The sequence below is a fragment of the Murinocardiopsis flavida genome, from assembly GCF_003014485.1.
Lineage (GTDB): Bacteria > Actinomycetota > Actinomycetes > Streptosporangiales > Streptosporangiaceae > Murinocardiopsis > Murinocardiopsis flavida.
In genome coordinates, this window is record NZ_PYGA01000015.1 from 25936 (window position 1) to 51612 (window position 25677).

Here is a 25677-nt window from a genome sequence, read left to right on the forward strand (position 1 = left end):
GCGGCTACCGCGCCGTGTTCTCGGGCCCCGACCCCTCGGGCGGGGCCAGGTCGGCGAGGGGTGTGGCGTCGAGGAACTGGCCGACCTGCTCGATGAGGACGTTCATCTCGTAGGCGATGAGGCCGATGTCGGACTCCTCGCCGGAGATCACGGCGAGGCAGGCGCCGTTGCCCGCCCCGGTGACGAACAGGTGCGCGTGCTGCATCTCCACGACGGTCTGGAGGACGGGCCCGCCGCCGAACTGGCGCCCGGTACCGCGCGCCAGGCTCTGGAACGCCGACGCGAGCGCGGAGAGGTGGTCGGCGTCCTCCTTCGCGAGGTCCTTGGACCTGCCGATGAGCAGGCCGTCGGCTGACAGCAGGATCGCGAACCTGGTCCCGACGGCCCGTTCGACGAGTCCGTCGAGCAGCCAGTCCAGGTCCCTCGCGGCGTTGTTCGTCACGCTCATCCTTCCCTCCCAGTCGGTTCCGTCGCTCCGAGGTCGGCGCCCGGCCGACCGAGGCGCTTGCGGCCGTCGCGGCGTCCCATCTGCGTGCCCTCCTGGAACGCCGACATGTTCCGGCGCAGCCGCTGCGACCGGTCGGTGCCCTCCAGCGGCGCCGCCACCGCGGCCGCCGCCCCGTCCTCGAACAGCTGCGGCGCGAGGTGGCTCTGCGGGGTGCGCTTGGGGAGTTTCGGCCGCCCGTCGGGCAGAGTGTCGGCCTCGGGCCGCGGCGGTGGCCCGTCGGCGGCGTCGGGCGGATCGGCGGGGGCGGGCTCGGGCGGCGCCGGCGGCCGCGGCGCCGCGTCCCCCTGATCGTCGCCGTTCAGGTCCTGACCCGCCGGTTCGGCGTCGGCGGCGAGCATGTCGCCGACGGCCGGGCCGACCGCCGACGGGACGGCGGGGCCGGTGCCGTCCTCGCCGCCGAAGCGGGGGCGGGGGTCATCGGCCGCCGCCTCGTCGCCGCCGGTGTCCGCGTCGCCCTGCGGCGCGGGCGGCGGCGACCCGGCGTCGATGAGGGTCAGCGGCAGCAGCGCGATGGCCTGCACGCCGCCGTAGGGCGAGGAGCGCAGCCGCACCTTGATGTCGAGGCGCTGCGCCAGCCGGGAGACCACGAACAGGCCGAGCCGCATCTTCTGGTGCAACCGCATGACGTCGAACTCGGGCGGGTTCGCGAGGAGCGCGTTCGCCGCCTCGAAGTCCGCCTCGGTCATGCCGAGGCCGCGGTCCTCGATCTCGACGGACACACCGTTGGGGACCTGCTCGCTGCGCAGGTGGACCTGGGTGTGCGGCGGGGAGAACATGGTGGCGTTGTCGACCAGTTCGGCGACGAGGTGGATGACGTCGGCGACCGCCGACCCCCTGAGGGAGACCTGCGCCATCTGCTGCCGCTTGACCCGGGTGTAGTCGCCCGACTCGGAGATGGCGCCGCGGAGCACGTCGACCAGCGGCATGGGCCGGTGCCAGGTGCGCCCCGGGGTCTCGCCGCCGAGGATCAGCAGGTTCTCGGCGTTGCGCCGGGACCTGGTGGCGAGGTGGTCGAGCTTGAACAGCTCGGTGAGCTGCTCCGGCTTCTCCTGCTCCTTCTCCAGCTTGTCGAGCAGGCTGAGCTGCCGGTGGACCAGGGTGTGGCTCCGGTGGGCGATGTTGAGGAACACCTTGTTGACGCCGTCGCGCAGCTCCGCCTGGCGGACCGCCGCGGCGACCGCGGTGCGCTGCGCGGCGTTGAACGACCGCGCGACCTCGCCGATCTCGTCGGAGCCCTGGGTGACCTCGGGGACCTCGGCGGCGACGTCGACGTGCTCGCTGCGGCCGAGCCGCTCGACGATGTCGGGCAGCCGGTGGTCGGCGAGCTCCTGGGTCTCGTCGCGCAGCGTGTGGAGGCGCTCGACCAGGGAGCGGGAGGAGCGCAGCGCGAACATGAACGCCAGGGCCGACACCAGCGCGACGCCGATGCTCCCGGCGGCGGCCATCATGATGGCCTGGTTGGCGACCACCCGCTGTTCCGCGCCGGAGTGCAGCGCCTGGGCCGCGCCGATCTCGGTCAGCTCGTCCTTGACGGGGGCGAACGCCGCACGCCACTCGCGCGGTTCGGCCGGCATCGACCGGGTTTCGGTGGTCTCGCCGGTGGCGGGGTCGCGCTCGGTACCGGCACCGTCCTCGATGACCCGCTCCTCCAGGTCGGTGAGGCCGGCGTAGCGGTCGCCGGTGAGCAGCGCTTCGAGGCGGCGGTCCTGCGCGGGTGCCAGGGTGCCGCGCACCGACGACAGCGCGGACTGGTAGGCGCCGACGAGGCGGGTGAACTCGTCGTGGTCGGCGCTCGTCAGCTCCCCTGCCGCCAGGCCGCGGGCGAGCTGGGCGTCGGCCCGCGCCAGCAGGTCGACGGCGCGGAACATGGTGACGGCGCGCATGCCGGGTTCCATCACGCTGGTGTCGGTGACCGACTGGCCCTGCTCGTCGAAGAGCTTCGTGCCCGATCCGATGAGGCCGTTGTAGTAGGCGAGGACGTCGGCGCGCCCGGCGTCGCCGGAGTCGACGTCCGCGCGGATCTCGGCGATGCCCTCGAACCGCTGCCGGAAGTCCGCGAGGCGTTTCGCGACGTTGTCCGGTGCGTAGGGTGCGAGCGACTCGAACTCGCCGAGGAACGTCTGCATGCTGGTGTCGGCGGAGTCGCGCGCCCTGGCGACGCTGTCCCGCTGCTCGCCGGGTTCTTCCAGGTAGGCGATCGTGGCCGACCGTTCGTCCATGATGTCGGTCAGCGACACCGCCGAGGGCGTGAGGAGGTCCTCGGTGATGCTGGCGAGTGCGTACTCCATGACGGCGTTGTAGCCGAGGGAACCGCTGATGCCGAGCCACATCGCCACGAGGGCGGCGGTCGGCACCAGGACGAGCCTGCGGAGCCGGGACTTGATGCTGATCTCGCGCCGTTGCTTCGCTGCCTGCACTGCTCTCCTCCCCCGAATGCGAAAAGCGCCGGTACGAACCGGGGCGCCGACCGAATGAGCCGGGGGGACGGGTCTGCTGCGCGGCGGCGGGCTTGGCCCTCGGCCTGCTGCCGTGTCGGGAGGTCCGGGAGGGGCGCGCCGATCACGAAGCAGGGGTTTTCCACCAGTACGGCCAACTCGGCCATCGGATGTTACCCCGTCGCAATGACGGGCTCATGGGCCGCGGTGGGCCAATGCGCCCCGCGGCGCGGCCCGGCGGCCCGCGGGGTCGCACACTCCCAACTGGGACTTCTCGGGCCGCTGCGACGGAGGGTCACGGCGGCCGCGGCCGGACGCCGGTGCACGACGGCGGCAAGCCATATCGAAAAGTTACCGAGTGTGCCTTATTTGTCACAATATCCGCGTTTTCGCGGTCGCAACGAGGCGGCCCGGGGCGCCGCTCTCCGCGACGCGCGCCGGGTCCGCGGCGGCGCGGGGCCGCGCGCAGGCCCCGCGCACCGGGCCGGTCACTCGTCCCAGGGGACGGCGGCGAGGACGCCTCCGCCGTGGAAGCGGTGGAAGGCGGCGTCGAGGTCCATGGCGGGGTGGCGGATGACGGGGACGTAGGTGCGCCGGGTCGCCCCGCGGAGGTCGGCGAGCGTCGCGGAGTCCGGGAGCAGCGCACCGGCCTGCGCCAGAACGGGATCGGTCGAGGCGCGCGCCGTCGTGGCGTCGATGACCGCGGCCTCCGGCGGGTTCCGCCAGGCGCTCCAGTCGTGCTCCGGGTCTCCGGCAGTGCCCGCGACCGCCGTGAAGTCGCCCCAGAGCAGCGCGCGGAACGCGGAGCCGAAGTGGTCGAATCCGCCGTCGCGCACGGCGCGCGCCGCGCTGCGGACGGCGCCAGCGAGCAGCAGCAGCCAGTGCCCGAGGCTGGGCGCCTCGAAGCGGGCGTCGAGGCCGTCCCAAAGGGACAAGACCCCGTTCCACTCGCCCGCGGCGGGGTCGACGTCGACGTAGTAGGTCTCGGCCACGCCGTTCGTGTGCAGGATGCGAAAGGTCCCGGGGTCGCCGCACCGGGTGTAGAACGGGCCGCCGGGGTCGTCGTTGGCGCCGTGCCCGACGGTGAACTCCTCGTCGGTCCGGCCGCTCGCCTTCAGCGTCCGCAGCCCGCCGGTCTCGCGCAGGATCCGCCGGACGGATTCGGGAACGGGAACCTCCCACGCGTCCATGGCGGGGTCGTCCACTCCCGGCAGGAGCTCCATCGCGCCGTCGGCGGCCTCCTCGGCCGCGCGCAGTTCCGCGAGGACGTGCGCCGGTTCGGGCGGTGCAGGGGGTCGAGCTCCCACCAGGTCTCCCTCAGGTGTCGTTCAGGACCGTCGAGCAGAGCCTGCCACGCGGGACCAACGGGCGGTCCCCGACCCCCATGGCGCCGGGCGGCACGGTGGGGGTACTCTGGCCACATCGCTACACACATGTGCAGCAAACAATCGATGAGTATAGTAATTTGCACACACGGATAGGAGACCGATGGCAGCGCCCGACCCCGAGGACCTCACCGCCCGCGCCCGCATCAGGGACGCGGCGATGCAGCAGTTCGGTGAACACGGATTCGCACGCGCCACGATCCGCGGCATCGCCGAGGCGGCCGGCGTGTCGTCGGGGCTGGTGCGGCACCACTTCGGATCGAAGCAGGCTCTGCGCGAGGCGTGCGACGCCCACCTGACCAAGCTCATCCGGGCGCTCAACGCCGATGCGCGCTCCTTCCCCGCCGTCGGCCCCAGAGCACCCTCAACCGCGATGCGGCCCTACGAGCGGTACCTGGCCCGGGCGCTGACCGAGGGGGCCGCCTGCGCGGTGTTCGACGACATGGTGACCCTGAGCGAGAGCTGGCAGGTCGAGGCCGACGCCGCACAGTCCGTCCCACCCGAGACCGATCCCCGGGTGCGGGCGACGATCGGCACCGCCATGGCCCTGGCGATCCCCGTCCTGCGCTCGCACATCTCCCGGGGACTCGGCGTCGACACCACCGAGCCCGAGGGCGAGCGGCTGCTGCTGCGCGCCCTGGTCGACATCTACTCCCACCCGATCCTCGGCACCGACGAGGCCGCGGAGATCAGGGCCGCACTCGACGGGACACCTCCGCACCCCCCGCGACCAGGCACGGGGCCGGCCCCTGCCGACGCAAGGAGCGACGACGATGAATGACGCCATCGACGTGTCCGGACTGACCAAGGCGTTCGGGGCCGCCAAGGCCCTCGACGGCTTCGACCTCAGGGTGCGGACCGGCGAGGTCCACGGCTTCCTCGGGCCCAACGGCGCCGGGAAGAGCACGACGATCCGGATCCTGCTCGGCATGGTGCGCGCGGACTCCGGCACGGTACGGCTGCTCGGCGGCGACCCGTGGGCGGCTGCGACCGAGCTGCACCGCCGGCTGGCCTACGTCCCCGGCGATGTGGCGCTGTGGCCGAACCTCACCGGGGGCGAGGTCATCGACCTCCTCGGCAGGCTGCATGGCGGGCAGGACCGAAAGCGCCGCGACGAGCTGATCGCGCGCTTCGAGCTCGACCCCCGCAAGCGCAGCAGGACCTACTCCAAGGGCAACCGGCAGAAGGTGGCCCTGGTCGCCGCGCTCTCCGCCGACGTGGAACTGCTGATCCTGGACGAACCGACCTCGGGCCTCGACCCGCTCATGGAGGCGGTGTTCCGCGACGTCATCGCCGAGGAGCAGCGGCGCCGCGACCGGACGGTGCTGCTGTCCAGCCACATCCTCTCCGAGGTCGAGGCCCTCTGCGACCGGGTCACGATCATCCGCGACGGCCGCTCGGTGGAGTCCGGCACGCTCACCGAACTGCGGCACCTGACCCGCACCTCCGTCCAGGCCGAGGTGGCGGACAGCGCCGACGGGCTGACCGGCCTGAGCGGGGTGCACCAACTCGTGGTCGAGGACGGCCGGGTCCGGTTCGACGCCGACCCCGACGCGCTCGGCGCCGCCCTCGGGGTGCTCGCCGACGCCGGGGTGCGCGGCCTCGTCAGCCACCCGCCGACACTGGAGCAGCTCTTCCTGCGCCATTACCAGGGCGCGGCAGCGGATTCCGCTGCCGCCGCGGCGGCAGCGCAGGAGGCACGGTGAGCGCCATGGCGGGCACCGCGACCCTCGCCCGGCTGGTCCTGCGCCGCGACCGCTGGTTCCTGCCGCTGTGGACGGTCTTCCCGGCGTTCGTCCTGCTGGTCTTCGTCGGCGCGTTCAACGGCGCCTTCCCCACCGCGGAATCGCGTGTCGAGTACGCCGAGACCAGCCTGCACAACGCGGCCTTCACCGTCACCTACGGCGCGCTCCAAGGGCCCGGCCTCGGCGAACTCGTGACCTGGCGGGCCGGGTTCCTCCCCGTGGTGCTGGCGCTGATCAGCCTGCTGGTGATGCTGCGCCACACCCGGGTGGAGGAGGAGGCCGGACGCAGGGAACTGGTCGCCGCCACCGCCGTCGGGCGCAACGCGGCGATGGCGGCCGCACTGGTCGTGGTCTGCTCGGCGGGCGCCGTTCTGGGCGCGCTGTGCGCGCTCGGGCTGATGGCGAGCGGCCTCCCGACAACGGGGTCCTGGGCCTATGGACTCGGAATCACGGCCGTGACCTGGACATTCGCCGCCATCGGCGCTCTCGTCGCGCAGGTGACCACCGAGACCGGGAGCGCCCGCGTGCTCGGTGTGGTGGTCATCGGCCTCGCCTTCCTCGCGCGCGGCGTCGGCGACGTCAGCGCCCAGACCGGTGGGTCGCTGGGGTGGCTGTCGTGGGTGTCGCCGATCTCCTGGGCCGCCCTGCCGCGGCCGTTCAGCGGTGAGCGCTGGTGGCCCGTTGCCGTCTTCGTCGTCGTGATCGCCCTGCTGATCGCGGCGGCGGTCGCCCTGTCGGCGCGGCGCGACCTCGGCGGTGGCGTGCTGCACCCGCGTCCCGGGCCGGCGGAGGCGGGCCCCAGGCTGCGCTCTCCGGTGGCCCTGGCGTGGCGCCTCCAGCGCGGCGGCCTGATCGGCCAGGCGATCGGTGCGGTCATCGTGGGCGGCGCGGTCGGCGGGATCGCCGTGAGCATCGGCGCCCTGATGACGAGGGCCGCCGCAGGACGCGAGCTGCTGGAGCGGCTCGGCGGGCCCGGCACCGTCATCGACCAGTACCTCGCGGGCATGATGATGCTGCTCGGGGTCCTGTCCTGCGCGTTCGCCGTCCACACGCTGCTGCGCATGCGCGTGGAGGAACGCGACGGCCGCGCGGAACTCCTGCTCGCCGGCCCTGTCGACCGGTTGCGCTGGGCAGCGGGGCACCTGGCTTTCGCGCTGCTCAGCGGGGCGGTGGTGGTCGTGGGCGCGGGAACGGCGATGGGCCTCGGGCTCGGTGCCGCCACCGGCGACCCCTCCCAGGTCCCCCGCGTCCTGGCCGCAGCACTGGTGCAACTGCCCGCGGCCTGGCTGTTCACGGGGCTCGCCTTCGGGCTGCTCGGGTGGCTGCCGCGGTGGGCGGCGGCCACCTACGCGGTGGCGCTGGTCAGCCTGTTCTTCGGCTGGATCAGCGGCGAACTCGCACCGGACCTGTGGATCCGCAATCTGTCGGTGTTCGAGCACCTGCCCAAGCTCCCGGGCGGCGCGTTCACCCCCGTTCCCTTGGCGGTCCTGACGGTCGCCGCCGCAGCGCTGGTCGCCGCGGGCTTCCTCGGCCTGCGCCGCCGGGACCTCGCGCCCGGCTGAACCGGCGCCGGCCCGCCCGCCCCGCCGCAGCGGGGCGGGCGCGGTTCACCGCACCGGGAGGTCAGGTTCTGACGCGCACGACGCAGGTCCCGCCGGCCCGGTCCCAGAGGGTGCGGAAGCGCGGGTCCCACCGCGACCACAGCGCGAGGAACACGGCGAGGAGGGGGAAGAGCGCACACGGCGCGAAGACCATGGCCCGCACAACGGCCTGCACCAGTTCGGGCGGGTATCCGGTCTGGGCGTCGACCACTCGGGTGCCCGCCGCCAGCCTGCCGAGCGTGCGCCCCCAGAGCGCGACCGGCACCGTCCAGTACACCGAGACGGCGCAGACGACGAGGCCGAAGACCCAATCCTGGTCGCCGGCGCCCGCCGCCTCGGCCGCCAGGACGATCCCGACGGCCAGGATCGAGACGACCCCGTTGTCCAGGAAGAAGCTGAGGAAGCGGGCCCCCAGCCCCGCGGGCGGCCCGATGGGCGGCGGGAACCCGTTCGGGTAGGGCGGGAGCACCCGGCCGTTGGGCGAGGGCTGCGCCGCGGAGGGGTCATGGGGCAGAAAGAAGGCATGGGCGTCGGCCATAACGCGTCCTGACAGGTGGGGGATGAGGACGGGCCCGCGGAGTGCACGCACCGTTGCGGCACCGGCACTCCCTCGGCGCCGTCCACCCTGCCACTGATCGGCGGCGCTGTCGGCGGACGTGCCGCATCCGGCCACCTCCGGACGCGCCGGGCGCGGTGCCGCCGCGTCAGCGGCGGGCGAGCCAGGTGATCAGAACGCCGTTGGGGAACGGCTCGCGGGCCGTCACCGTGAAGGGTGTGGGGTCGAATCCCCCGGCGAACACCGGGATCCCCGCCCCGGCGACCACGGGGTAGGTCTTGAGGATCAGTTCGTCGATCTCGGGCAGCAGCGATCCGGCGAGGCCGCCGCCCCCGCACAGCCAGATGTCGCCGCCCGCCTCCTTCTTGAGGTCGCGGACGAGCGCGAGCGGGTCGCCGCCGACCGCGGTGACCGCCGGGTCGGGGGCCGTCGCGAAGCCGCCCGACACCACGTACTGGCGCAGGTGGGCGTACGGGCTCGACAGGCCGTGCTCGTACACCACGCGGTAGGTGCCGCCGCCCATCACGACGGTGTCGAAGCGCCGGTTGGGGGTGCCGACGAGCCCGGCGCCTTCGCGCATGGGGGTGGGGACGGTCTCGGGGTATCGCTCGTTGACCCACGCCGCGTAGGCGGCGGCCTCCTGCGCACCGCCCACGGGGAAGAAGTCGACCTCGCCGCCTGGTCCGGCGATGTATCCGTCGGTCGAGGCGCCGATGTAGTAGACGAGTTTTCGCATCCGAACAGAACTCCCAGTGAAGTACTATGATTGTAGTGGTTCACTCAGAGTACTACACATGGAGTGGTGTGAGTGGGGCGTAGGAACACCGAGCGCCGGACGGCCCTTGTCGACGCCGCCATCGAGGTGCTCGCCGACGAAGGCGCCCGAGGGCTGACCTTCCGCGCGGTGGACGCCCGCGCCGCCGTGCCCGCCGGGACCGCGTCCAACTACTTCGCCACCCGGGACGACCTGCTCACCCAGGCGGGCGCCCGGGTGTACGAACGGCTCCGGCCCGACGACGCGGTCATCGCGCGGCAGCGGGCCGGCGCGCCCGACCGGGCGGGCTACGCGGCGCTCATGCACGAGATGGTCGACCGCATCAGCGCCTTCCGCTCCGGCTACCTGGCGCTGCTCGAACTGCGCCTCGAAGCGACCCGGCGCCCGGAGCTGCGCGCGGTGCTGACCCGGCGCGTGCGCGCCGACATCGACGCCAACACCGCGTCCCGCGAGGCCGCGGCCCTCCCCGGCGACGCCACGGCGGTCCGGCTGCTCTACCTGGCGCTCAACTGGCTCATTGTCGAACAGCTCACCCTCCCCGACGTGTTCTCGGCGGCCGAGCGCGCGGAGCTGGTGACGGCGGCCGTCGAACGGGTCGTGGCGCCGGCCGAAGCACCGGCCCCGCGCCCGCCCGCGCCGTAGTCCGGCCCCCGCCCGCGCCGCGCGGGGGCCGGACTACTGCGCGGGCGACGTGGGGGCGGCCGAAGTGGAGGGGCGGCCACGCGGAGAATTGTTGGCGAGGCTAACCTAACCGGATGCGCAAAGGACCGATCGCCGCACCGCAGGCGACGCAGCACCGCCCATGGGCCGCCGCAGTACTGTCCGCGCTGGTCGCCGCCGCGCTGACCGGGTGCGGGGTGCCCGATGACGACGCCGGCGGGTCCAAGGCGGGCGATCCGGCGGTCGCCGAGGACGGCGCCCGATTCTCCACCTCCGACAAGGAGACCGCCCGGCTGGGCAGCGACGCCGAGCCCGGGGCGTTCCCCCGTACCGTCGAGCACGCGAGCGGCAGCACCGAGATCACCGAGAAGCCGTCCCGCGTGGTCGTCCTCGACACCGGCGAACTCGACGACGTCCTCTCGCTGGGGGTCACCCCGGTGGGCATGGCCGAGAGCGACAGCCCCGAGGGCGCGCCGCCCTACCTCGCCGACCGGCTGTCCGACGTCGAGGTCGTGGGCGGCATCAACGACCTCAACGTCGAGGCCATCGCCGCACTGAAGCCCGACCTCATCGTCGGCAGCGAACTGCGGGCCGCCCGCCTCTACGACACGCTCAGCGAGATCGCGCCGACGGTCTTCAGCATCCGGCCCGGCTTCCCGTGGAAGGAGAACTTCCTGCTGGTCGGCGACGCCCTCGGCGCGGAGAAGAAGGCCCTGGACGTGCTCAACACCTACCAGGAGCGCGCCGACGAGGTGCGGGAGTCGGTGTCCGGCGACCCCGAGATCTCCCTCGTGCGGTTCCTGCCCGGCAAGATCCGCCTGTACGCCGACCTGTCGTTCATCGGCGTCATCCTGGACGACGCAGGGCTGCGTCGGCCGAAGGTGCAGGACGTCGAGGAACTCGCCGTCGAGGTCTCGCAGGAGGACATCGACAAGGGCGACGCCGACTGGATCTTCTACTCCAGCTACGGCCCGCGCGACTCCACCGACGAAGCCGCCGTGACAAAGGGCGGCCTGTGGAAATCCCTCGACGCCGTCCAGGACGACAAGGCGGTCGCCGTCGACGACGAGGTGTGGTTCCTCGGCCTCGGCCCCACCGGGGCGATGCTCGTCCTGGACGACCTGGAGGAGAAGCTCGGCACGTCCTGAGCGCCCATCCCCACGGCGCGGGTCCCGCCCCCGCGCCGTCTGCGGCCGCCGGACGCGGTGCCGGCGATCAATCCGGTTGTCCGCCGACCTGCCTGCTGCTACGTTCCTGACGTGGCCGTTTTCATCAAGTAACTCCAGGTTCGCCGCCCGGCACGGGTCGGCCCGGTCGGTTTCGCGCCGACCGCCGTCGGCGACCCCTGCGGCGAGCAGAGCGCCCACGTCGCCCGCACCTCGATCGCCTTCCCGGCTCGGTGCGCAATCCTGGAGTCCCTTCTTCCGTGAACCTGCAATTCCGCCGGCACCGCCATGCCAGCACCTCAGCCATTGCCGACCGGCCCGCGACCCGGTGGCTCGTCCTGGCTTTCCTGTCGCTGCTGCAACTGCTGATCGCCGTCGATGTGACCGTGGTCAACGTCGCCCTCCCCTCGATCGGGACCGCGTTCGGCGCCGACGCCGGCGCCCTGACCTGGGTGGTCACCGGGTACACGGTGGTCGGGGGCGGCCTGCTGCTGCTCGGCGGCCGCCTCTGCGACCTGCTGGGCCGCCGCCGCATGTTCCTGCTCGGCGCGGCCGTGTTCGGCGGCGCCTCACTGCTCGCCGGGCTCGCAACGGACCTCCCCACCCTGGTGGCCGCCCGTTTCGCCCAAGGCGCCGGGGAGGCGCTGGCGTCACCCGCGGCGATGTCGCTCATCGCGCTGATGTTCCCCAGGCCCGATGAGCGCGCCAAGGCGCTCGGCGTGTGGGGGGCGATCTCCAGCAGCGGCCTCGCCGTGGGGGTCGTGCTCTCCGGTGTGATCACCGAGCTCCTCGACTGGCGCTGGATCTTCCTGATCAACCCGCCGCTGGTACTCCTCGTCCTCGTCGCGACGCCGCTGCTGCTCCCGCGCGACACGGCCGCCGCGCGCGTCCCGCTGGACGTGCCCGGCGCGCTGCTGCTGACCCTTGCGCCGCTGGCTCTCGTCTTCGGTGTCGTCCGTGCGGCGCACGCGCCGTGGGGCGACCCGACCGTCTTCGGCCCGCTGCTGTTCGCCGCGGCCGCGTTCGCGGCGTTCGTCGCCGTCGAGGCCCGCTCCGCGGCGCCCCTGGTACCGCTCGGGTTCTTCGCGCACCGCACACGGCTGGTCGCGAACGCCGCGACGATCCTGCTCAGCGCGGCGTTGTCGACGACGTTCTTCCTCGTCAGCCTCTACCTGCAACAGGTCATCGACCTCACGCCGCTGCGGGCCGGGCTGGCGTTCCTGCCGTTCTGCGCCGCGCTCCTCCTCGCCGTGACGCAGGTCGCGCGGCTCATCCGGCTGCTGGGCATGAAGCACACCGCGATCGCCGGGCTGCTGTGCACCGCGGCGGGGCTCGCCTGGCTGGCCCGGCTGCCCGCTGACGGGGACCTGTGGATCGACGTCATCCCCGCCATGATCGCGATCGCGGTCGGCATGGCCGTCGGCCTGATCGCGTTGCAGAACGCCGCGCTCGAAGGGGTCACCGACACCGACGCAGGTACCGCGGCGGGCGTGCAGCGGTCGGTGGACCAGCTCGGCGGCGCCGTGGGCCTCAGCGTCCTGGTGGGGGCCGCCGTCGCGGCGGGCGACGCCGCGCAGGGGTTCCGGCTCGCGTTCGCCCTCGCACTGGGGGGCGTCCTGGTCGCCGCCCTCGGGGTCGCACTCGCCGCGCGGTCCGAGCCGCGCGAGCGGTAGCGGGCCTGTTCCGCGGCCGGTCACCCGGCCGCGGAACGGGGTCCCTCGCTGCGGCCCGATTTTGCTGTCGGGCCCCGGATCAGCGAGAATGGTGGTAGGGCGCGTGCGCCTGGTGTGCCGGGAAGTCTGGTCGGCGATGTCCCAGCCGACCCGTCCCGGAGTGTCCCGTGTCCCCACCCGCCACCATCCTCGGCCGTACCGCCGATTCCCTGCGCAGCGACTCCGTCGGCGGCCTCCTGCTGATCGCAGCCGCCGCCGCCGCCATCATCTGGGCGAACTCGCCGTTCGCCGCCTCGTACGAGGCACTGCGCGGGTTCACCGTCGGCCCCGCTGCCCTGCACCTCGACCTCGACCTCCAGACCTGGGCCGCCGACGGCCTGCTCGCCGTCTTCTTCTTCATCGTCGGCAACGAGCTGAAGCAGGAGTTCGTGCACGGCGAGCTGCGCGACCCCCGGCGGGCCATGCTGCCCATCGTCGCCGCGGTGTGCGGCATGGCCGTCCCCGCCCTCGTCTACGCGGCGATCACCCTGGGCGACCCTGCGTCGGCCGGCGGCTGGGGCATCCCCATGGCGACCGACATCGCCTTCGCCCTCGCGGTCCTCGCCGTGGTCGGGAAGGGGCTGCCGCCCGCGCTGCGGACCTTCCTGCTCACGCTCGCGATCGTGGACGACCTCGGCGCGGTCACCGTGATCGCCGTCTTCTACACCGAGCACATCAGCTTCGGGCCGCTGCTGGGCGCCGCGGCGGGTCTCGCCCTGTTCGGGTACCTCCAGCAGGGCCGCCGCCCCGCGGCGCTGCTCGGCGCCGCCCGCGTCCCCGCGTGGGCGGTGTACGTGCCGCTCGCCGCGGTCGTCTGGACGCTCATGCACGAGAGCGGCGTCCACGCCACCATCGCGGGCGTCGCCATCGGCCTGCTCATGCGCACCGCGGCGCGACCCGGCGAGGCGGAGTCGCCGAGCCACCGCGTCGAACACCTGCTGCGGCCGTGGTCGGCCGGGCTGGCGCTGCCCGTGTTCGCCTTCTTCGCCGCGGGCGTGGCGTTCGAGGGCCTCGGCGCGGTGCTCACCGACCGGGCCGGGCTGGGGATCGTGGCCGGCCTGGTCGGCGGCAAGCTGCTGGGCATCCTCGGTGGGGCGTGGCTCACGACCAAGGTCACCTCCGCCACCCTGAACCCGTCGCTGAGCTGGTGGGACATCGCCGGGATGTCGCAGCTCGCCGGGATCGGGTTCACGGTGTCGCTGCTGATCACCGAGCTGTCCTTCCCCGACACGCCCGAGACCCTCGCCAACGCCAAAGCGGGGGTGCTGCTCGCGTCGCTGATCGCGAGCGTCCTGGCCGCGGCCGTCCTCACCGTGCGCAGCCGCCGCTACCAGAGGGAGCCGCGCGGCAGCGCCGGGTAGGCGCCGCCGCGCGGCCGCCGCTCAGACGTCCGCTGTGTCGTGCCGGGCCGGCTGCGGTCCCCAGCAGTGGACGTTGCGCAGGTCCGGCACGCGATCGACGGTGAAGACCGGGTCGAGGCCCTGCCTGCGCTGATCGGTGTAGTCCTTGAGCAGTTTGTGGGCGATACCGGCGAGCGGGACGATCGCGGCCAGGTTCACCAGGGCCATGAAGCCCATGGTGGTGTCGGCCAGCTTCCACACGAGGTCGTTGGAGCCGACCGCGCCGAGGAAGGTCGCCACGAGGAACACGTACTTGTAGGCGGTCAGCAGCGTGTCGCTGGAGTTGAGGAACCCGATGTTGGACTCGCCGTAGTAGTAGTTGCCGAGCACCGAGGTGAACGCCAGCAGGAAGAGGATGACGGTGAGCATGTGCACCGCCCACCCGCCCAGGCTCGCGCCCAGCGCGTCCTGGGTCATGGTGGCGCCGAGGTCCTCGCCGTAGGTGGGGTTCGACACCAGCACGATGAACGCCGTGATGGAGCAGACGATGAGGGTGTCGAAGTAGACGCCGAGGGTCTGCACGAGGCCCTGCTTCACGGGGTGGCTCACCGACGCGGTCGCACCGGCGTTGGGCGCCGACCCGAGGCCGCCCTCGTTGGAGAACATGCCGCGCCGCACACCCTGGATGATCGCGGTGCCCAGCGCGGCCGACGCCACCTCCCTGATCCCGAACGCGTGCGTGAAGATCAGCGCGATGACGCCGGGGACCCTGTCGATGTTCAGCGCCACCACAGCGATGCCGAGCAGCAGGTACAGCAGCGCCATCAGCGGCACCAGCGCCTGGGAGACGTTCGCGATGCGCTTGATCCCGCCGAAGATGACGGCGGCCGTGAGCAGCACGAGGCCGATGCCGATGGCGGCGGGCAGCCAGGTGAGCCCGTCGGCGCCGAGCGCGTCGGCCGAACCGACGAGGGTGGCGGAGATGGTGTTGGACTGCACGGCGTTGAAGACGAAGCCGAAGGTCACCGTGATGGTGATCGCGAAGAGGACGCCCATCCAGCGCCGCCCCAGCCCGTACTGCATGTAGTAGGCCGGGCCGCCGCGGAAACCGGTGCGGTAGGGCACCTTGTAGAGCTGGGCGAGCGTGGACTCCACGAAGCTGGCGGCGCCCACCACCAGCGCCATGATCCACATCCACATGACGGCGCCCGGCCCTCCCACCGAGATCGCGGTCGCCACGCCCGCGACGTTGCCGGTGCCGACCCGGGCGGCGGCCGACACGGCGAACGCCTGGAAGGAGGAGATGGACTGCCGCGTGTCCCCGTCGTCGGCGGCGGTCGAGCCGCGCAGGGCCCGGAACATGTCCGGGAGCAGGCGGAACTGGACCAGTCCGAGCCGGATGCTGAAGTACAGGCTGGCGATGACCAGCACGACGATGACGACGGGCCAGAAGCGTTCGTCGTTGAACGCGCCGATGCCCTCGGCGAGCGATTCCATGCGGGGGTGACTCCTCGTCCTCTGCGGTGGGCGGGCACGCGCGGTGGTGGCGTGCAGATTCTCACCCGATCGCAGCGGTAGAACACCCCATTCGCGCCATAATCGGACGCATCTTCACCGAATAGTTGCATGCAGCGACCCGTTATCACGCACCGCGACCGGCACCCGGACCCTGCCCCGCGCGGATCCGGGCCCCGCGTCACCGCGCGGCAGCGGTCAACGGGTGCGCGGGCAGCGGGGCCCGCGCGCCGACGGGCGACTTCGCGATCACGTAGCGGACCTGGCGCCACAGGGGGTCGTCCCACAGTCGCCGGGTGTCGCGGACCGTGCCGCCGCCGCGCGCCGCGGCCTCGCTGACGCGCCGCCCGGGGATCGGGTTCATCGCCATCGGCGCCGGGAAGCCGAGCAGCCTGCGCTGGACGGCGCGGTCGAGCCAGCGGGGAACGGCCTTCAGCAGCGGCCCCAGGACCGGGTGGCCCCGCTCGGGGACGCCGATCACCAGGCAGCCGCCGGGGCGGGTGACCCGGAGGAGTTCGTCCAGGTAGCGGGGTTGCAGGCGGGCGGGCACGTGCTGGAGGACGAGGTCGGTGTAGACGAAGTCGAATGTGCCGGTGGGGAGGATCCGCAGATCCGGTTCTGCGTTGTGCACGTAGCGGATCCGGCCGCCGCTGCGGTCCAGCCGGCGCGCCTCGGCGAGCATCGGCTCGGCGATGTCGACGCCGACGACCTCGGCGAAATCCTCGGCGAGGGCGTTGCTGAGCCGGCCGACCCCGCAGCCGAAGTCGAGCGCCCGCCGCCGCCCGACCGGGCCCGCGAGGGACTCGGCCCATTTCAGGTCGCCGCCGATCTGCGCGACCCCGGTCGCCATGAATTCGTCGATCGGCCATTCCGCGCCGCGGTCGCCGAAACCGGTGAGGACGGCCCAGAGCGGGGCCTCGGTGCCGAGGCGCGTCCAGTCGTCGCGTACCTGCTCAAGACTCATCGCCGAATTCCCCCGCTTTTGTCGTTTCCGATGATTCCGAAGGATTTCCGGATTCTCTGCACATCGGAAATGCTAGGGATCGGGGACGCGGGCGGCGACCGCCGAAAGGCGTGGAATCAGGGCGGAAACGCGCTACGAACAACGTACGCGCGCGTCATACTTTCGACGTGTTCGCGGTACGGCCGCCCCTGCTCAGGCGGACCTGCTCAGGCGGACCTGCTCAGCCGGGCCGGCGCGGGCCGGCCCACCGCGCCTCGTACCCGGTGACCCGCGCGACCGCGGCGAGCGCGCCGAACAGCGCCCGCTGCGTCCACGCCGGCACTCCGGCGACGTAGCCGTCCTGGCGCTCCCACATGAGCGCGAGGGCCAGCGGGTTGCGCGGGACGCCGGTGGCCGTGGTGCGGCCCGCGGCGTCGAGCCGGTGCCACAGGTCGAACATCTCGCGGTGCCGCAGCGGGGGGCGGACGACGTGGTCGAGCACGAGGTCGGCGCCCTCGCTGCGGAACATGTGGACCTGCCGGGGCGGGATCTCGATGCGGTCGCCCGCGGTGAGGACGTGCTCGGCGCCGTCGCACACGAACCGCGCCCGGCCCGCGCGGACGGTGAACGCCTCGGTGAGCACCGGGTGCCAGTGCGGCCCCGCGAGGAGCGCCGGGCGGGGGACCCGGTGCTCGATCACGAGGTAGGGCCCGTGCTCGTCGGTCCCCTCGGCGACGAAGGTCACGGTGCGCCCGTCGCGATAGCGCAGCGATCGGCCCGTCTCGGGCGCCTCCGGTACCTCCACGACCCGCCTCCAATGCAAAGGTAACCTGTTCATTAATGAAGGTAGCCTTGGCACCGTGCCAGAGTCAACAGCCGACCACCCCGCATCCCTGCTCAAGCTCCTCGTCCAAGCCGCGCACGCGGTCGAACTCCGCCTGCTCGCCGAGCTGCCCCCCGGCCTCTCCGCGACGGTCCGGCCGGCCCACCTCACCGTGTTCCGGCACCTCGCCGCCGACGGCTCCCGGATCACCGACCTCGCCGAGGCCGCCGGGATGACCCAGCAGTCGATGGGGGAACTCGTCACCCACCTCCAGCGGCAGGGCCTCGTCGAGCGGCGGACCGACCCGCGCGACCGCCGCGCCCGGCTCGTGGTCTGCACGCCCGAAGGGCGCGCCGTGCTCGACTCCGCCGCCGCCGCGATCGCGGCGATCGAGGACGCCTTCGCCGAACGGTCCGGCCGCCCCGCGCTCGCCGACCTGAAGCGCCTCCTCGGCGACCTCGTCGCCGAGACCGCTCCCCCGCCCCGCGCCACCGCCGGTGCCCCCCGAACGGATGCCTGAGCCGGTGGGCGCCCGCCTGCGCCGACCGGCCCCGGAGTCCCGCCCCCGGGCAGCGGACCTCGCGGCGTGGGCGGTGCTCACCGGCGTCATCGCCGTCGAGCTCGCCGGGCTGCGCGCCGCACCCGCCGCGGAGGCGGTCGGCATGGGGCTGCTCCTCGCTGTCGCGTTCGGCATCGGGCGGGCGCGGCCGTTCACCGCGCTCGGACTGGCCCTCGCCGCCGGTGTGCTGCACACAGCAGCGGCGATCCTCGGCGCGGCCGACACGCTCGCCCTGTCCGCGGTGCTGCCCTGCGCCGTGCTGGCGTTCCTCGCCGGCCGCCGTTCCGAGCGCACCGCGCCTGCCGTCGTCCTGACCACCACGGCGGCGCTGACCCTGCTGTTGGTGAGCGCCGTCCAGTGGGTCGGCCTCGGCAACCCGCGCGAGGCCCTGACCGGGCTCACCGACTGGGCCGGCGGGGTGCTCACGCTGGTCGCCGTCGTCGTGGCGCCGTGGCTGCTGGGCCGCTACTGGCGGCTGTACGCCGAAATGCGCACCGGCGGTTGGGAGATCGCCGACCGGATGGAGCGCGCCCGCGACGCCGACGCCGCGCACGCCCGGCTGCGCGAGCGGTCCCGCATCGCCACCGAGATGCACGATTCCCTCGGCCACGACCTCGCCCTGATCGCCGTCCGCGCCGCGGCACTGGAAATGGCGGCCGACGGGCAGGATCCGCGCCCGGCGGCGGCCGAACTCCGGACGTCGGCGCACCAGGCGAACCTGCGGCTGCGCGAGATCATCGGCGTCCTGCGCGCGGACTCCGGCGAACACGCCGCCGAGCCGCCCGCCGAGGACGTCGCCGCCGTTGTCGACCGGGCCGTGGGCGCGGGGATGCCGGTGCGCCTGGTGCGCGAAGGCCCCGACCCCGCCCCCGGCAGCCCCGCGGGCCGCGCCGCGCACCGCGTCGTCCAGGAGGCGCTGACCAACGCCGCCCGGCACGCTCCCGGCACCCGGGTCGCCGTCCGGCTCGTCACCGAGGACGGCACGACGGCCGTCGACGTCCGCGACACCGGGCCGGTCGCCGCCGCCCGGCGCGACGGCACCGGGAACGGCTCCGGCCTGGCCGGGCTGCGCACGCTGGTCGAAGGCATGGGCGGCACGTTCCGCGCCGGGCCCGACGGCGGCGGGTTCACCGTGCGGGCGGTGCTCCCCGGCGGCGCCGGCACCGCGGCGGACGGCGAACCCGCGGCACCGCACGGGCCGCCCGCCGACACGACCGACACGACCGAGACGGCGCGCAGCTGGCGGCGGGTGCGCACCCGCTCGCGGCGCCGGCTCGCGGCGGCGGTCGTGCTGCCGCTCGGGCTCGCCGGTGCCATCACCGCGCTGATCTTCCTGCTGCTCTGGTCCGTCGCCGCGCTGACGGTGCTGCCGCGCGCGGACTACGCGCGGCTGAGCGTCGGCGACGACCGGGACGCGGTGCGGCGGGTGCTGCCGGTGTTCGACTACCGGCCCGGCCCCATCCCCGGGGAGCCCCCGGCCCCGCACGGCTCCGAATGCGAGTACTACCTGGTCACGGACTCACAAGGGCGGCACCCGGTGTACCGGTTGTGCTTCGCGGACGGGCGACTGGCCGCGAAGGACGAGATCGCGCGGCAGCCGGCCGGGACCGGCCGATAGGCTGTGCCGGTGGCTGGACCAGCGGCGCGGCGAACGGTGCGACGGCGGTGATCCGCGTCGTGCTGGCCGACGACGAGCGGATGCTCCGCGCGGGCATGCGCGCGATCCTGTCCGCCGACCCCGGCATCGAGGTCGTGGGCGAGGCCGCCGACGGCGCCGAAGCCCTCGCGCTGGTCCGCGCGCACCGCCCCGACATCGCCCTGCTCGACGTCCAGATGCCCGGCACCGACGGCCTGACCGCCACCACCGCGATCACGGCCGAGTTCCCCGGCACCGCCGTGGTCATCCTGACCACCTTCCGCGAGGACGCCTACATCGCGCGGGCGCTGAGCGGCGGCGCCAGCGGCTTCGTGCTCAAGACGGGCGACCCGCGCGAGCTGATCTCGGGCCTGCACGCCGTGGCCGACGGCGGGGCCTACCTTTCGCCGGAGGTGGCGCAGCGGGTCATCGCCGAACTCGGCGCCACCGGCACGAAGGGGCGGATGTCGCGCGGCGCCGCCGCCCGCGACCGGATCGGGAAGGTGTCGCACCGCGAACGCGAGGTGCTGGCCCTCATCGGGGAGGGCCTGTCCAACGACGCGATCGCCGACCGCCTCGGCATCACACCGGGCACGGTCAAGGTGCACGTCGGATCGATCCTCACCCGGCTCGACGTGCGCAACAGGGTCCAGGCCGCGATCTTGGCCTATGAGGCGGGCCTGGTCGCCACCGGCACGCCCGCCGCCGAGGGCTGACACCCGCGCGACGCCTATGCCCATCGGGGTAGTGCGCCGCCGACGTTCGGTCCATGCGCGCGTACCGGCCGACCGGTGATGATCCGTGGCATGGCAAGCAACCGAGCGTTCTCACCCCGCCGCCACCGCGCCCTCTCCTACGGGACCGCGGCCGCCGTGCTGGCGGTCTCCTGCACGGTCCCGTCGGCGGTCGCCGCGATCAGCGATCCCGACCCCATGCGGCTGTCCGCGCCCAAGCCCACCGGGCCCTACGGCGTCGGACAGGTGGAACTCGCCCTGACGGACACGAGCCGCGGCCACCCCTGGGTGCAGAGTGCCGATCAGCGGGATCTCATGGCGACACTGTGGTACCCGGCCGCGGGAGGCGGCGGCGAACCGGCGCGCTACACCTCTGACGCCGTGGAGGGCGTCCTCGACGGCGAGCTGGAGCAGCTGGGGCTGTCCCGCGACGCGGTCGACTTCGCCGGGACCCGCGGCAACGCCACCGTCGGCGCCGACGTCGCCTCCGGCGCGGGCCGGCTCCCCGTCCTGCTGTACTCGCACGGGTTCAACCAGTCCCGCCACCAGGCGACCGCGCAGCTGGAGGAGTTGGCGAGCCGGGGCTACGCGGTCGTGGCGATGGACCACCCCTACGAGACCTCGGCCGTGGCGTTCCCCGACGGGCGGGTGGTCCGCGACACGATCCCCGGCGGGGACTCGGCGAAGGCCATCGAGGAGGGGGTCGCCGTGCGGGTGGCCGACACCCGTTTCGTGCTGGACACCCTGGAAGCCGCCGCCGACGGCGCCGAGGTCGGCGGGCGCCGCCTGCCCCGCGGCCTCGGCGCGGCACTGGACCTGTCGGCCGTCGGCATGTTCGGCCACTCGGCCGGCGGGCTCACAGCGGCCGAGGCGATGCTCGCGGACGAACGCATCGACGCGGGCGCCAACCTCGACGGCAGCATCGGCTACCACGTCGGCGACGGGAAGTGGGCCGCGTCCACCGAGCGCGGCGCCGACCGGCCGTTTTTGATCATGGGCGGCGGCCGCACCTCCGGGAAGCGGCACATGCCGCACACGAGCGAGCACTCACCGGACTGGCGGATGTTCCGCGCCGCCTCCACCGGCGCCTCGCTGGAGGTGTACTTCGAGGAGGGCGAGCACATGGGCTTCATCGACACCCAGTGGGTGATGCCGCAGATCGAGGCCCGGTTGCGGCCCGGCGGCCCGGCGTGGGAACGGGGGGTCGACGCCTCGATCGGCACCGTCGACCCCGAACGGAGCGTCGCCGCGCAGCGCGCCTACATCACCGCGTTCTTCGACGCGTACGTGCGCGGCGAGCCGCGGCCGCTGCTGGACGGCCCGTCCCCCGAGCACCCCGATGCCGCGTTCATCGAATGACCCGCTGCGGAGACCGCTGACGGCCGCGGCCCCCGGGAGAGTCCCACCCGGGGGCCGCGGCCGTGTGCGCAGCGGCGCTCAGACGTCCCGTGCGCGCAGCTCCGCGTACCCGGCGAGCTGCGCGGCCGCCGCCCAGCCGAGGACCGACACCAGGTTGACGGCGCCGTCGTGCGGCGCGGTGTAGAACCCGGCGTCGCCCGAGGCGTAGAACTCGACACCGGCGAACCCGGGCAGCAGCGCGGCGAGGTCGTTCAGCGGCTCGGACCCGCTGAGCTGCAACACCAGCGGGATCCCGAGGAGCAGCAGGAAGCCGACACCGATCGTCCCCGCGATACCGCGCATGGCCGTGCCGAGCCCGACGAACAGCACGGCGAACACCGCCATGCACACCCCGGCGCCCAGGACCGTGCGCATGGCGTACGCGAGGTCCAGCGGGGTGTACGAACCGATCACCAGCCACAGCACCCCGATCCCCAGCGCGGTGATCGCCGCCCCCGCGGCGAACGCCACCCCGGCCGTGACGATGGTGCGCGCCGCGAGGACCACCCCGCGGCGCGGGACGGCCAGCAGTGTGGCGGTGATGGCGCGGTTGGCGTACTCGTTCGTCGCCGCGAGCGCTGCGAGCGTGAGCACGACGAACTGCACCAGGTAGAAGACGCCCTGCGAGGTGAGCTGGACGTAGGAGAACCCGCTGGCGGCGTCGGGGTCCTCCTCGATCCGGTCGACCGCCGAGAGCCCCATGAGGAGGGCGAACGCGCCCATCGCGAACGCGCCCAGCCCGATGCACCACCAGGTGGTGCGGACCGAGGACAGTTTGGTCCACTCCATGGCGGCGGCGCGCGCGAGCACGCGGGCGGTCGACGGGGCGGCGGTCGTGGCTGTCTGTACGGTCACCGGGACTCCTCCTGTTCGGTCGTGGGGGCGTCCGCCGCGGCGAGGACCGCCGCCGCGCCGCCGCCCGCCGTGTACTGCACGTCGGCCTCGGTGAGTTCCAGGTAGGCCTGCTCCAACGACGCCTCTTCGCGGTACAGGGCGTGGACGCGGACGCCTGCGGCGTGCGCGGCGTCGCCGACGTCCTCGGGCGCCAGCCCGTACACCGCCAGCCCGCCGTCGGCACTCTGGTCGACGGTGACCCGGCCGCCCGGTCCGGACCGCTCGCGCAGGTGCGCCGCGAGCCGCCCGGGGTCGGGGGTGCGCACCGCCACGTGCGTCCGCGACCACGCCGCGATCAGGTCCGGCATGGCCGCCTCGGCGATGAGTCGGCCGCCGCCCACCACAACGAGCCGGTCGGCGACGAGCTGCATCTCGCTCATGAGGTGGCTGGAGACGAGGACGGTCCGCCCCTCGTCGGCGAGCGTGCGCACCAGCCCGCGCACCCACAGCACGCCGTCGAGGTCGAGCCCGTTGATGGGCTCGTCGAAGACGAGGATGCCGGGGTCGCCGAGCAGTGCCGCGGCGATCCCGAGCCGCTGCCGCATGCCCAGCGAGAACCCGCCTACCCTGCGGCCGGCGGCGCCCGCGAGCCCGACCGTGTCGAGCACCTCGGCGGCGCGCCCGCGCGGGATGCCGCTGCCGCGCGCGAGGGCGAGCAGGTGGGCGTGCGCGCTGCGGCCCGGGTGCACGGCTGCGGCGTCGAGCAGCGCGCCGACCTCCCTGGCGGGCTCGGCGATGTCGGCGTAGCGCCGACCGTTCACCAGTGCCGCGCCGGATGTGGGCCGGTCCAGCCCCAGCAGCACCCGCATGGTGGTGGATTTACCGGCCCCGTTGGGGCCGAGGAAGCCGGTCACCCGGCCGGGCCGGACGTCGAAGGTGAGGGCGTCGACCGCGGTGGTCGCGCCGTACCGCTTGGTCAGTTCGCGCACTGTGAGCACTGGTCGCATCCTCCTGGAGCCGGGGTCTCCGCCGACGGTAGGGAGCAGCGGGTGCCCGGCACATCGGTGCTTCGTCGGCGCCGACCTATGCCCAAGTGCATACGCCGGCGGGAGCGGCGGCGGCCGGGCCGGCCGCCGTCCTCTGTGGAGAAGAGCCTGATCCAGGGGCAGCGGACGGGAGAGGTCCGCTGCCCCGGCACCCGGGTGCCGGACACGGTCGTCCGGCGCCGCCTCGGCGGCCGCCCGACCGGTGGCCGGGGCCGTCTGCGGTTGTGACCTCGTCCGAGATCGGCATCATGGTCTTCCAGGGCTTCGTTTCCGCAGAGAACGTCGTCGGGCTCATCCTGCTGGGAGTGGCGGAGGTGGTGTTCGCGCTCTGGCTCGCCCGCTGCGGTGCCGGCTCGCACAGTGCGGCGCCTGACGCGGCGCGGCCCTACGCGGCGTCCCCCGCGTGGCGCGTCACGCGCGGGGGACGGCAATGGGGAACCAGCTGATACGGGAGGCTCCAGGTGCAGAAATGCGTCTTCTGCAAGATCGTCCAGAACACCGCCGAAGCGCGGATCGTCTATCGATCCGAGTCGGCCGTCGCCTTCCTGCCGCTGAATCCCGCGACCCCCGGACACACCCTGGTGGTCCCCGTCGACCATTTCGCGGACTTCCTGTCGGCGCCGCCGCACCTGGTGCAGGACCTCGCCTATGACTGCCACCTGGTGGCCCACGCCATCCTGGGCACATTGGAGCCCGAGGGGATGAACCTGATCACGTCAGCGGGGACGGCCGCCACCCAGAGCATCTTCCACCTGCACTACCACCTCGTCCCCCGGTGGGAGAGCGACCGCATGCGGAACTTCTGGCCCCAAGGCGGCGCGATCGACGACCTGGCGCAGCGCAGGGTGCAGCGGAGTATTCAGCGCGAACTGGAGTACAGGACGAGGACGCCGGTCAGCGCAAGGCTCAAGCAGCAGAAAGTGCCGTAGAAGACCACATGTGTCGGCGTGAAAATGCTCAGGCGCCATTTCGTCTTCGTGCGGGTCTTGTAGACCTCCGCGTTCATGTCGTACAGATCGACCGTCGCGGGAACGGCCCTGGCTTCGTTGTAAAGCTCTCTGAAGAGCCGTTCTTGGCGCAGGTAGAAGGAGTCGAGCCACCAGAATCCAAGGGTCGCCACCGCGGCACTCCCCCCGACCGCCCAGTTGTCCTGGGTGATCGCGAGTGCGACGAGCGCACCGACAACGGTGAGCGTCCATCCTTTGATGAGGAAGGAATTCGAGTTGTGCCGGGTGATCGTCGCCTGGATGAACCCGAGATACTGCTGCTGCGCCTCGCTGGGATTGTCGACCGGCGTCGACGGGCCGGCCGATCGGCGCCGATCGGCCCACCTGCGCGGCACTTACGCCCGTCCCGATGCGGCGCCGATGGCGGGGCGGCCGCTCGCCGTGCCGCCGGAATCGCGGGACCGCAATGGTCGGCGGGTGCTGATCGAATTCGCCCGGCATGCGCCTGCGGCCGGGCGGTGATCCGGAATGCAATGGGGGTTGGTGCACACGGATTGCAACACTGTGATCCCTGATTCGGCTGAGGATTCCCGAAGGGCTGCGGCCTGCACCAGACGAATACGGCGGGCCTGGAAAGCAGGATTATCAGTATACTTCCGGAATTGATCCGGCGTTCGGCGGCCGTCCGAATATTTCCGGCCCTCCGCATCGGCGCAGCGCACGGATCCATTCAAAGGCGCTGGACGAACTCCGCGAACTCCGGCGGCCTGAGGACCCCGCGGTCGCGCAGCGTGCGCAACATCGCCAGCGACGTCCCCGCGGCCTCGCCCGGGTGCTCAACGGGCGGCAGCGGCTCGGCGCGCGGGAGGGGATCGGGGACCGGCGGGCGGACGTGGCGGGGCTGCGGCCGGGCCGGGCCGCGCGTCATGATGTTGTTCAGCGCGTCGACCACGGCCTTGCCGTCGGGCCGGCGCACCTGGGTGATGGCGGTCTTGTTGCCGGGGGTGAAGACGATGATCTTCCCGACCAGCATGCCGCTCGACCACTGGACCGAGGAGATCTTCTCGAAGGGGAAGTTCTCGGTGGTCTGCGACGCCCATCCGTCCCTGAGGAACATCAGCCGCCGGTCGGTCAGCGCAACGAGGCCGGTCCCCGGCCCGTACATCCCGCCCACCAGGTGGCTGACCCGCTCGCCCTCCCACAGGTGTTCGGCGAGGTTCCTGATCTCGCGGCGGGCGCCGCGGCGGCGGCTCATCCGGTCCTTCGCCGCCCGGATGTCCGGGCGCAGTTCGGCGTCGGCCATTGGTCCCCCGCGGGGTCGCAGTGATGATGGCGGAAACATTAGGCGAGATCCCCCGC

25 protein-coding genes are annotated in these 25677 nt (G+C 73.2%); 13 read left to right on the top strand and 12 right to left on the bottom strand.

Annotation, left to right across the window (positions count from 1 at the left end; translation table 11 throughout):
* Nucleotides 1-4: 4 nt before the first annotated feature.
* The 3 genes from CLV63_RS20100 to CLV63_RS20110 form a co-directional block, all read right to left on the bottom strand.
* Nucleotides 5-448, bottom strand: a complete 444-nt coding sequence (locus CLV63_RS20100; protein ID WP_106584716.1) for a roadblock/LC7 domain-containing protein — start codon at nucleotides 446-448, stop codon at nucleotides 5-7.
* Nucleotides 445-2925 carry a sensor histidine kinase gene (locus CLV63_RS20105; RefSeq protein WP_170134281.1) on the bottom strand — a complete coding sequence of 827 codons (2481 nt, stop codon included), beginning with the start codon at nucleotides 2923-2925 and terminating at the stop codon, nucleotides 445-447. Before CLV63_RS20105 ends, CLV63_RS20100 begins: the two co-directional genes overlap by 4 nt.
* A gap of 506 nt (nucleotides 2926-3431) precedes the next feature.
* Nucleotides 3432-4250 carry a hypothetical protein gene (locus CLV63_RS20110; protein ID WP_106584717.1) on the bottom strand — a complete coding sequence of 273 codons (819 nt, stop codon included), beginning with the start codon at nucleotides 4248-4250 and terminating at the stop codon, nucleotides 3432-3434.
* A 181-nt stretch (nucleotides 4251-4431) separates the two neighbouring features.
* Between CLV63_RS20110 and CLV63_RS20115 the strand changes: the two genes are divergently transcribed.
* The 3 genes from CLV63_RS20115 to CLV63_RS20125 are packed head-to-tail and all read left to right on the top strand — an operon-like array spanning nucleotide 4432 to nucleotide 7635.
* A complete protein-coding gene (locus CLV63_RS20115) occupies nucleotides 4432-5109 on the top strand; it encodes a TetR/AcrR family transcriptional regulator (RefSeq protein WP_106584718.1) in 678 nt (225 codons plus the stop codon).
* Nucleotides 5102-6034, top strand: a complete 933-nt coding sequence (locus CLV63_RS20120; protein WP_106584719.1) for an ABC transporter ATP-binding protein — start codon at nucleotides 5102-5104, stop codon at nucleotides 6032-6034. The genes CLV63_RS20115 and CLV63_RS20120 overlap by 8 nt, the downstream gene beginning before the upstream one ends.
* Nucleotides 6031-7635 (top strand): ABC transporter permease, encoded by a 1605-nt coding sequence (locus CLV63_RS20125; RefSeq protein ID WP_106584720.1) that lies wholly within the window; start codon nucleotides 6031-6033, stop codon nucleotides 7633-7635. Before CLV63_RS20120 ends, CLV63_RS20125 begins: the two co-directional genes overlap by 4 nt.
* Before the next feature lie 61 nt (nucleotides 7636-7696).
* On the opposite strand, the gene CLV63_RS20130 is transcribed toward CLV63_RS20125, so the two are convergent.
* Nucleotides 7697-8212, bottom strand: a complete 516-nt coding sequence (locus CLV63_RS20130) for an RDD family protein (protein WP_106584721.1) — start codon at nucleotides 8210-8212, stop codon at nucleotides 7697-7699.
* A gap of 166 nt (nucleotides 8213-8378) precedes the next feature.
* Nucleotides 8379-8966 (bottom strand): dihydrofolate reductase family protein, encoded by a 588-nt coding sequence (locus CLV63_RS20135; RefSeq protein WP_106584722.1) that lies wholly within the window; start codon nucleotides 8964-8966, stop codon nucleotides 8379-8381.
* A gap of 72 nt (nucleotides 8967-9038) precedes the next feature.
* Between CLV63_RS20135 and CLV63_RS20140 the strand changes: the two genes are divergently transcribed.
* From CLV63_RS20140 to nhaA, 4 genes are all read left to right on the top strand, one after another.
* On the top strand, nucleotides 9039-9647 hold the full coding sequence (locus CLV63_RS20140) for a TetR/AcrR family transcriptional regulator (RefSeq protein WP_106584723.1): 609 nt from the start codon (nucleotides 9039-9041) through the stop codon (nucleotides 9645-9647).
* A gap of 113 nt (nucleotides 9648-9760) precedes the next feature.
* Nucleotides 9761-10813: an ABC transporter substrate-binding protein gene (locus CLV63_RS20145; RefSeq protein WP_106584724.1), complete on the top strand. Its 1053-nt coding sequence runs from the start codon at nucleotides 9761-9763 to the stop codon at nucleotides 10811-10813.
* A gap of 278 nt (nucleotides 10814-11091) precedes the next feature.
* Complete coding sequence (locus tag CLV63_RS20150) at nucleotides 11092-12504, top strand: MFS transporter (RefSeq protein ID WP_245928934.1); 1413 nt, start codon at nucleotides 11092-11094, stop codon at nucleotides 12502-12504.
* 167 nt (nucleotides 12505-12671) lie between these two features.
* Entirely contained in the window at nucleotides 12672-13904 is a 1233-nt protein-coding gene (gene nhaA / locus CLV63_RS20155; RefSeq protein WP_106584725.1) for a Na+/H+ antiporter NhaA, read from the top strand.
* A 21-nt stretch (nucleotides 13905-13925) separates the two neighbouring features.
* Here the strand turns inward: nhaA and CLV63_RS20160 are convergent, their stop codons facing one another.
* From CLV63_RS20160 to CLV63_RS20170, 3 genes are all read right to left on the bottom strand, one after another.
* A complete protein-coding gene (locus tag CLV63_RS20160) occupies nucleotides 13926-15380 on the bottom strand; it encodes an alanine/glycine:cation symporter family protein (protein WP_106584726.1) in 1455 nt (484 codons plus the stop codon).
* 199 nt (nucleotides 15381-15579) lie between these two features.
* A complete protein-coding gene (locus tag CLV63_RS20165; RefSeq protein ID WP_106584727.1) occupies nucleotides 15580-16362 on the bottom strand; it encodes a class I SAM-dependent methyltransferase in 783 nt (260 codons plus the stop codon).
* A gap of 220 nt (nucleotides 16363-16582) precedes the next feature.
* Nucleotides 16583-17146, bottom strand: a complete 564-nt coding sequence (locus CLV63_RS20170) for a cupin domain-containing protein (protein WP_211301394.1) — start codon at nucleotides 17144-17146, stop codon at nucleotides 16583-16585.
* Between the two features lie 55 nt (nucleotides 17147-17201).
* Here CLV63_RS20170 and CLV63_RS20175 point away from each other — a divergent pair, with 55 nt between their 5' ends.
* The 4 genes from CLV63_RS20175 to CLV63_RS20190 all read left to right on the top strand — a co-directional run bounded on the left by CLV63_RS20175 (nucleotide 17202) and on the right by CLV63_RS20190 (nucleotide 21452).
* Entirely contained in the window at nucleotides 17202-17684 is a 483-nt protein-coding gene (locus tag CLV63_RS20175) for a MarR family winged helix-turn-helix transcriptional regulator (RefSeq protein ID WP_106584729.1), read from the top strand.
* Nucleotides 17677-19341, top strand: a complete 1665-nt coding sequence (locus CLV63_RS20180; protein WP_106584730.1) for a sensor histidine kinase — start codon at nucleotides 17677-17679, stop codon at nucleotides 19339-19341. Before CLV63_RS20175 ends, CLV63_RS20180 begins: the two co-directional genes overlap by 8 nt.
* 47 nt (nucleotides 19342-19388) lie before the next feature.
* Nucleotides 19389-20075 carry a response regulator gene (locus tag CLV63_RS20185; protein ID WP_106584731.1) on the top strand — a complete coding sequence of 229 codons (687 nt, stop codon included), beginning with the start codon at nucleotides 19389-19391 and terminating at the stop codon, nucleotides 20073-20075.
* A gap of 90 nt (nucleotides 20076-20165) precedes the next feature.
* A complete protein-coding gene (locus CLV63_RS20190) occupies nucleotides 20166-21452 on the top strand; it encodes an alpha/beta hydrolase family protein (RefSeq protein ID WP_106584732.1) in 1287 nt (428 codons plus the stop codon).
* A 78-nt stretch (nucleotides 21453-21530) separates the two neighbouring features.
* Here CLV63_RS20190 and CLV63_RS20195 read toward each other — a convergent pair whose 3' ends face one another.
* Together CLV63_RS20195 and CLV63_RS20200 are read right to left on the bottom strand one after the other, a co-directional pair.
* Complete coding sequence (locus CLV63_RS20195; RefSeq protein WP_245928935.1) at nucleotides 21531-22346, bottom strand: ABC transporter permease; 816 nt, start codon at nucleotides 22344-22346, stop codon at nucleotides 21531-21533.
* Nucleotides 22343-23323, bottom strand: a complete 981-nt coding sequence (locus CLV63_RS20200) for an ABC transporter ATP-binding protein (protein ID WP_106584733.1) — start codon at nucleotides 23321-23323, stop codon at nucleotides 22343-22345. Before CLV63_RS20200 ends, CLV63_RS20195 begins: the two co-directional genes overlap by 4 nt.
* A gap of 272 nt (nucleotides 23324-23595) precedes the next feature.
* On the opposite strand from CLV63_RS20200, the gene CLV63_RS20205 reads away from it, so the two are divergent.
* Both CLV63_RS20205 and CLV63_RS20210 read left to right on the top strand, forming a co-directional pair.
* Nucleotides 23596-23817, top strand: a complete 222-nt coding sequence (locus CLV63_RS20205; protein ID WP_106584734.1) for a hypothetical protein — start codon at nucleotides 23596-23598, stop codon at nucleotides 23815-23817.
* A gap of 15 nt (nucleotides 23818-23832) precedes the next feature.
* Nucleotides 23833-24300 (top strand): HIT family protein, encoded by a 468-nt coding sequence (locus CLV63_RS20210; RefSeq protein WP_106584735.1) that lies wholly within the window; start codon nucleotides 23833-23835, stop codon nucleotides 24298-24300.
* Here CLV63_RS20210 and CLV63_RS33255 read toward each other — a convergent pair.
* The gene (locus CLV63_RS33255; protein ID WP_146165619.1) at nucleotides 24231-24713 is read right to left on the bottom strand and encodes a hypothetical protein; all 483 of its coding nucleotides are present in this window, start codon (nucleotides 24711-24713) and stop codon (nucleotides 24231-24233) included. The two genes, CLV63_RS20210 and CLV63_RS33255, sit on opposite strands and share 70 nt — an antisense overlap.
* 335 nt (nucleotides 24714-25048) lie before the next feature.
* Nucleotides 25049-25621, bottom strand: coding sequence for a PH domain-containing protein (locus CLV63_RS20215; protein WP_170134282.1), 573 nt, complete (start codon nucleotides 25619-25621; stop codon nucleotides 25049-25051).
* Between the last annotated feature and the right edge of the window lie 56 nt (nucleotides 25622-25677).

Excerpts from the sequence above, each read along its gene's own strand:
- CLV63_RS20100 (WP_106584716.1), bottom strand. The coding sequence starts at position 448 with ATGAGCGTGACGAACAACGCCGCGAGGGACCTGGACTGGCTGCTCGAC.
- CLV63_RS20115 (WP_106584718.1), top strand. The coding sequence starts at position 4,432 with ATGGCAGCGCCCGACCCCGAGGACCTCACCGCCCGCGCCCGCATCAGG.
- CLV63_RS20120 (WP_106584719.1), top strand. The coding sequence starts at position 5,102 with ATGAATGACGCCATCGACGTGTCCGGACTGACCAAGGCGTTCGGGGCC.
- CLV63_RS20130 (WP_106584721.1), bottom strand. The coding sequence starts at position 8,212 with ATGGCCGACGCCCATGCCTTCTTTCTGCCCCATGACCCCTCCGCGGCG.
- CLV63_RS20135 (WP_106584722.1), bottom strand. The coding sequence starts at position 8,966 with ATGCGAAAACTCGTCTACTACATCGGCGCCTCGACCGACGGATACATC.
- CLV63_RS20145 (WP_106584724.1), top strand. The coding sequence starts at position 9,761 with ATGCGCAAAGGACCGATCGCCGCACCGCAGGCGACGCAGCACCGCCCA.
- CLV63_RS20160 (WP_106584726.1), bottom strand. The coding sequence starts at position 15,380 with ATGGAATCGCTCGCCGAGGGCATCGGCGCGTTCAACGACGAACGCTTC.
- CLV63_RS20165 (WP_106584727.1), bottom strand. The coding sequence starts at position 16,362 with ATGAGTCTTGAGCAGGTACGCGACGACTGGACGCGCCTCGGCACCGAG.
- CLV63_RS20180 (WP_106584730.1), top strand. The coding sequence starts at position 17,677 with ATGCCTGAGCCGGTGGGCGCCCGCCTGCGCCGACCGGCCCCGGAGTCC.
- CLV63_RS20190 (WP_106584732.1), top strand. The coding sequence starts at position 20,166 with ATGGCAAGCAACCGAGCGTTCTCACCCCGCCGCCACCGCGCCCTCTCC.
- CLV63_RS20215 (WP_170134282.1), bottom strand. The coding sequence starts at position 25,621 with ATGGCCGACGCCGAACTGCGCCCGGACATCCGGGCGGCGAAGGACCGG.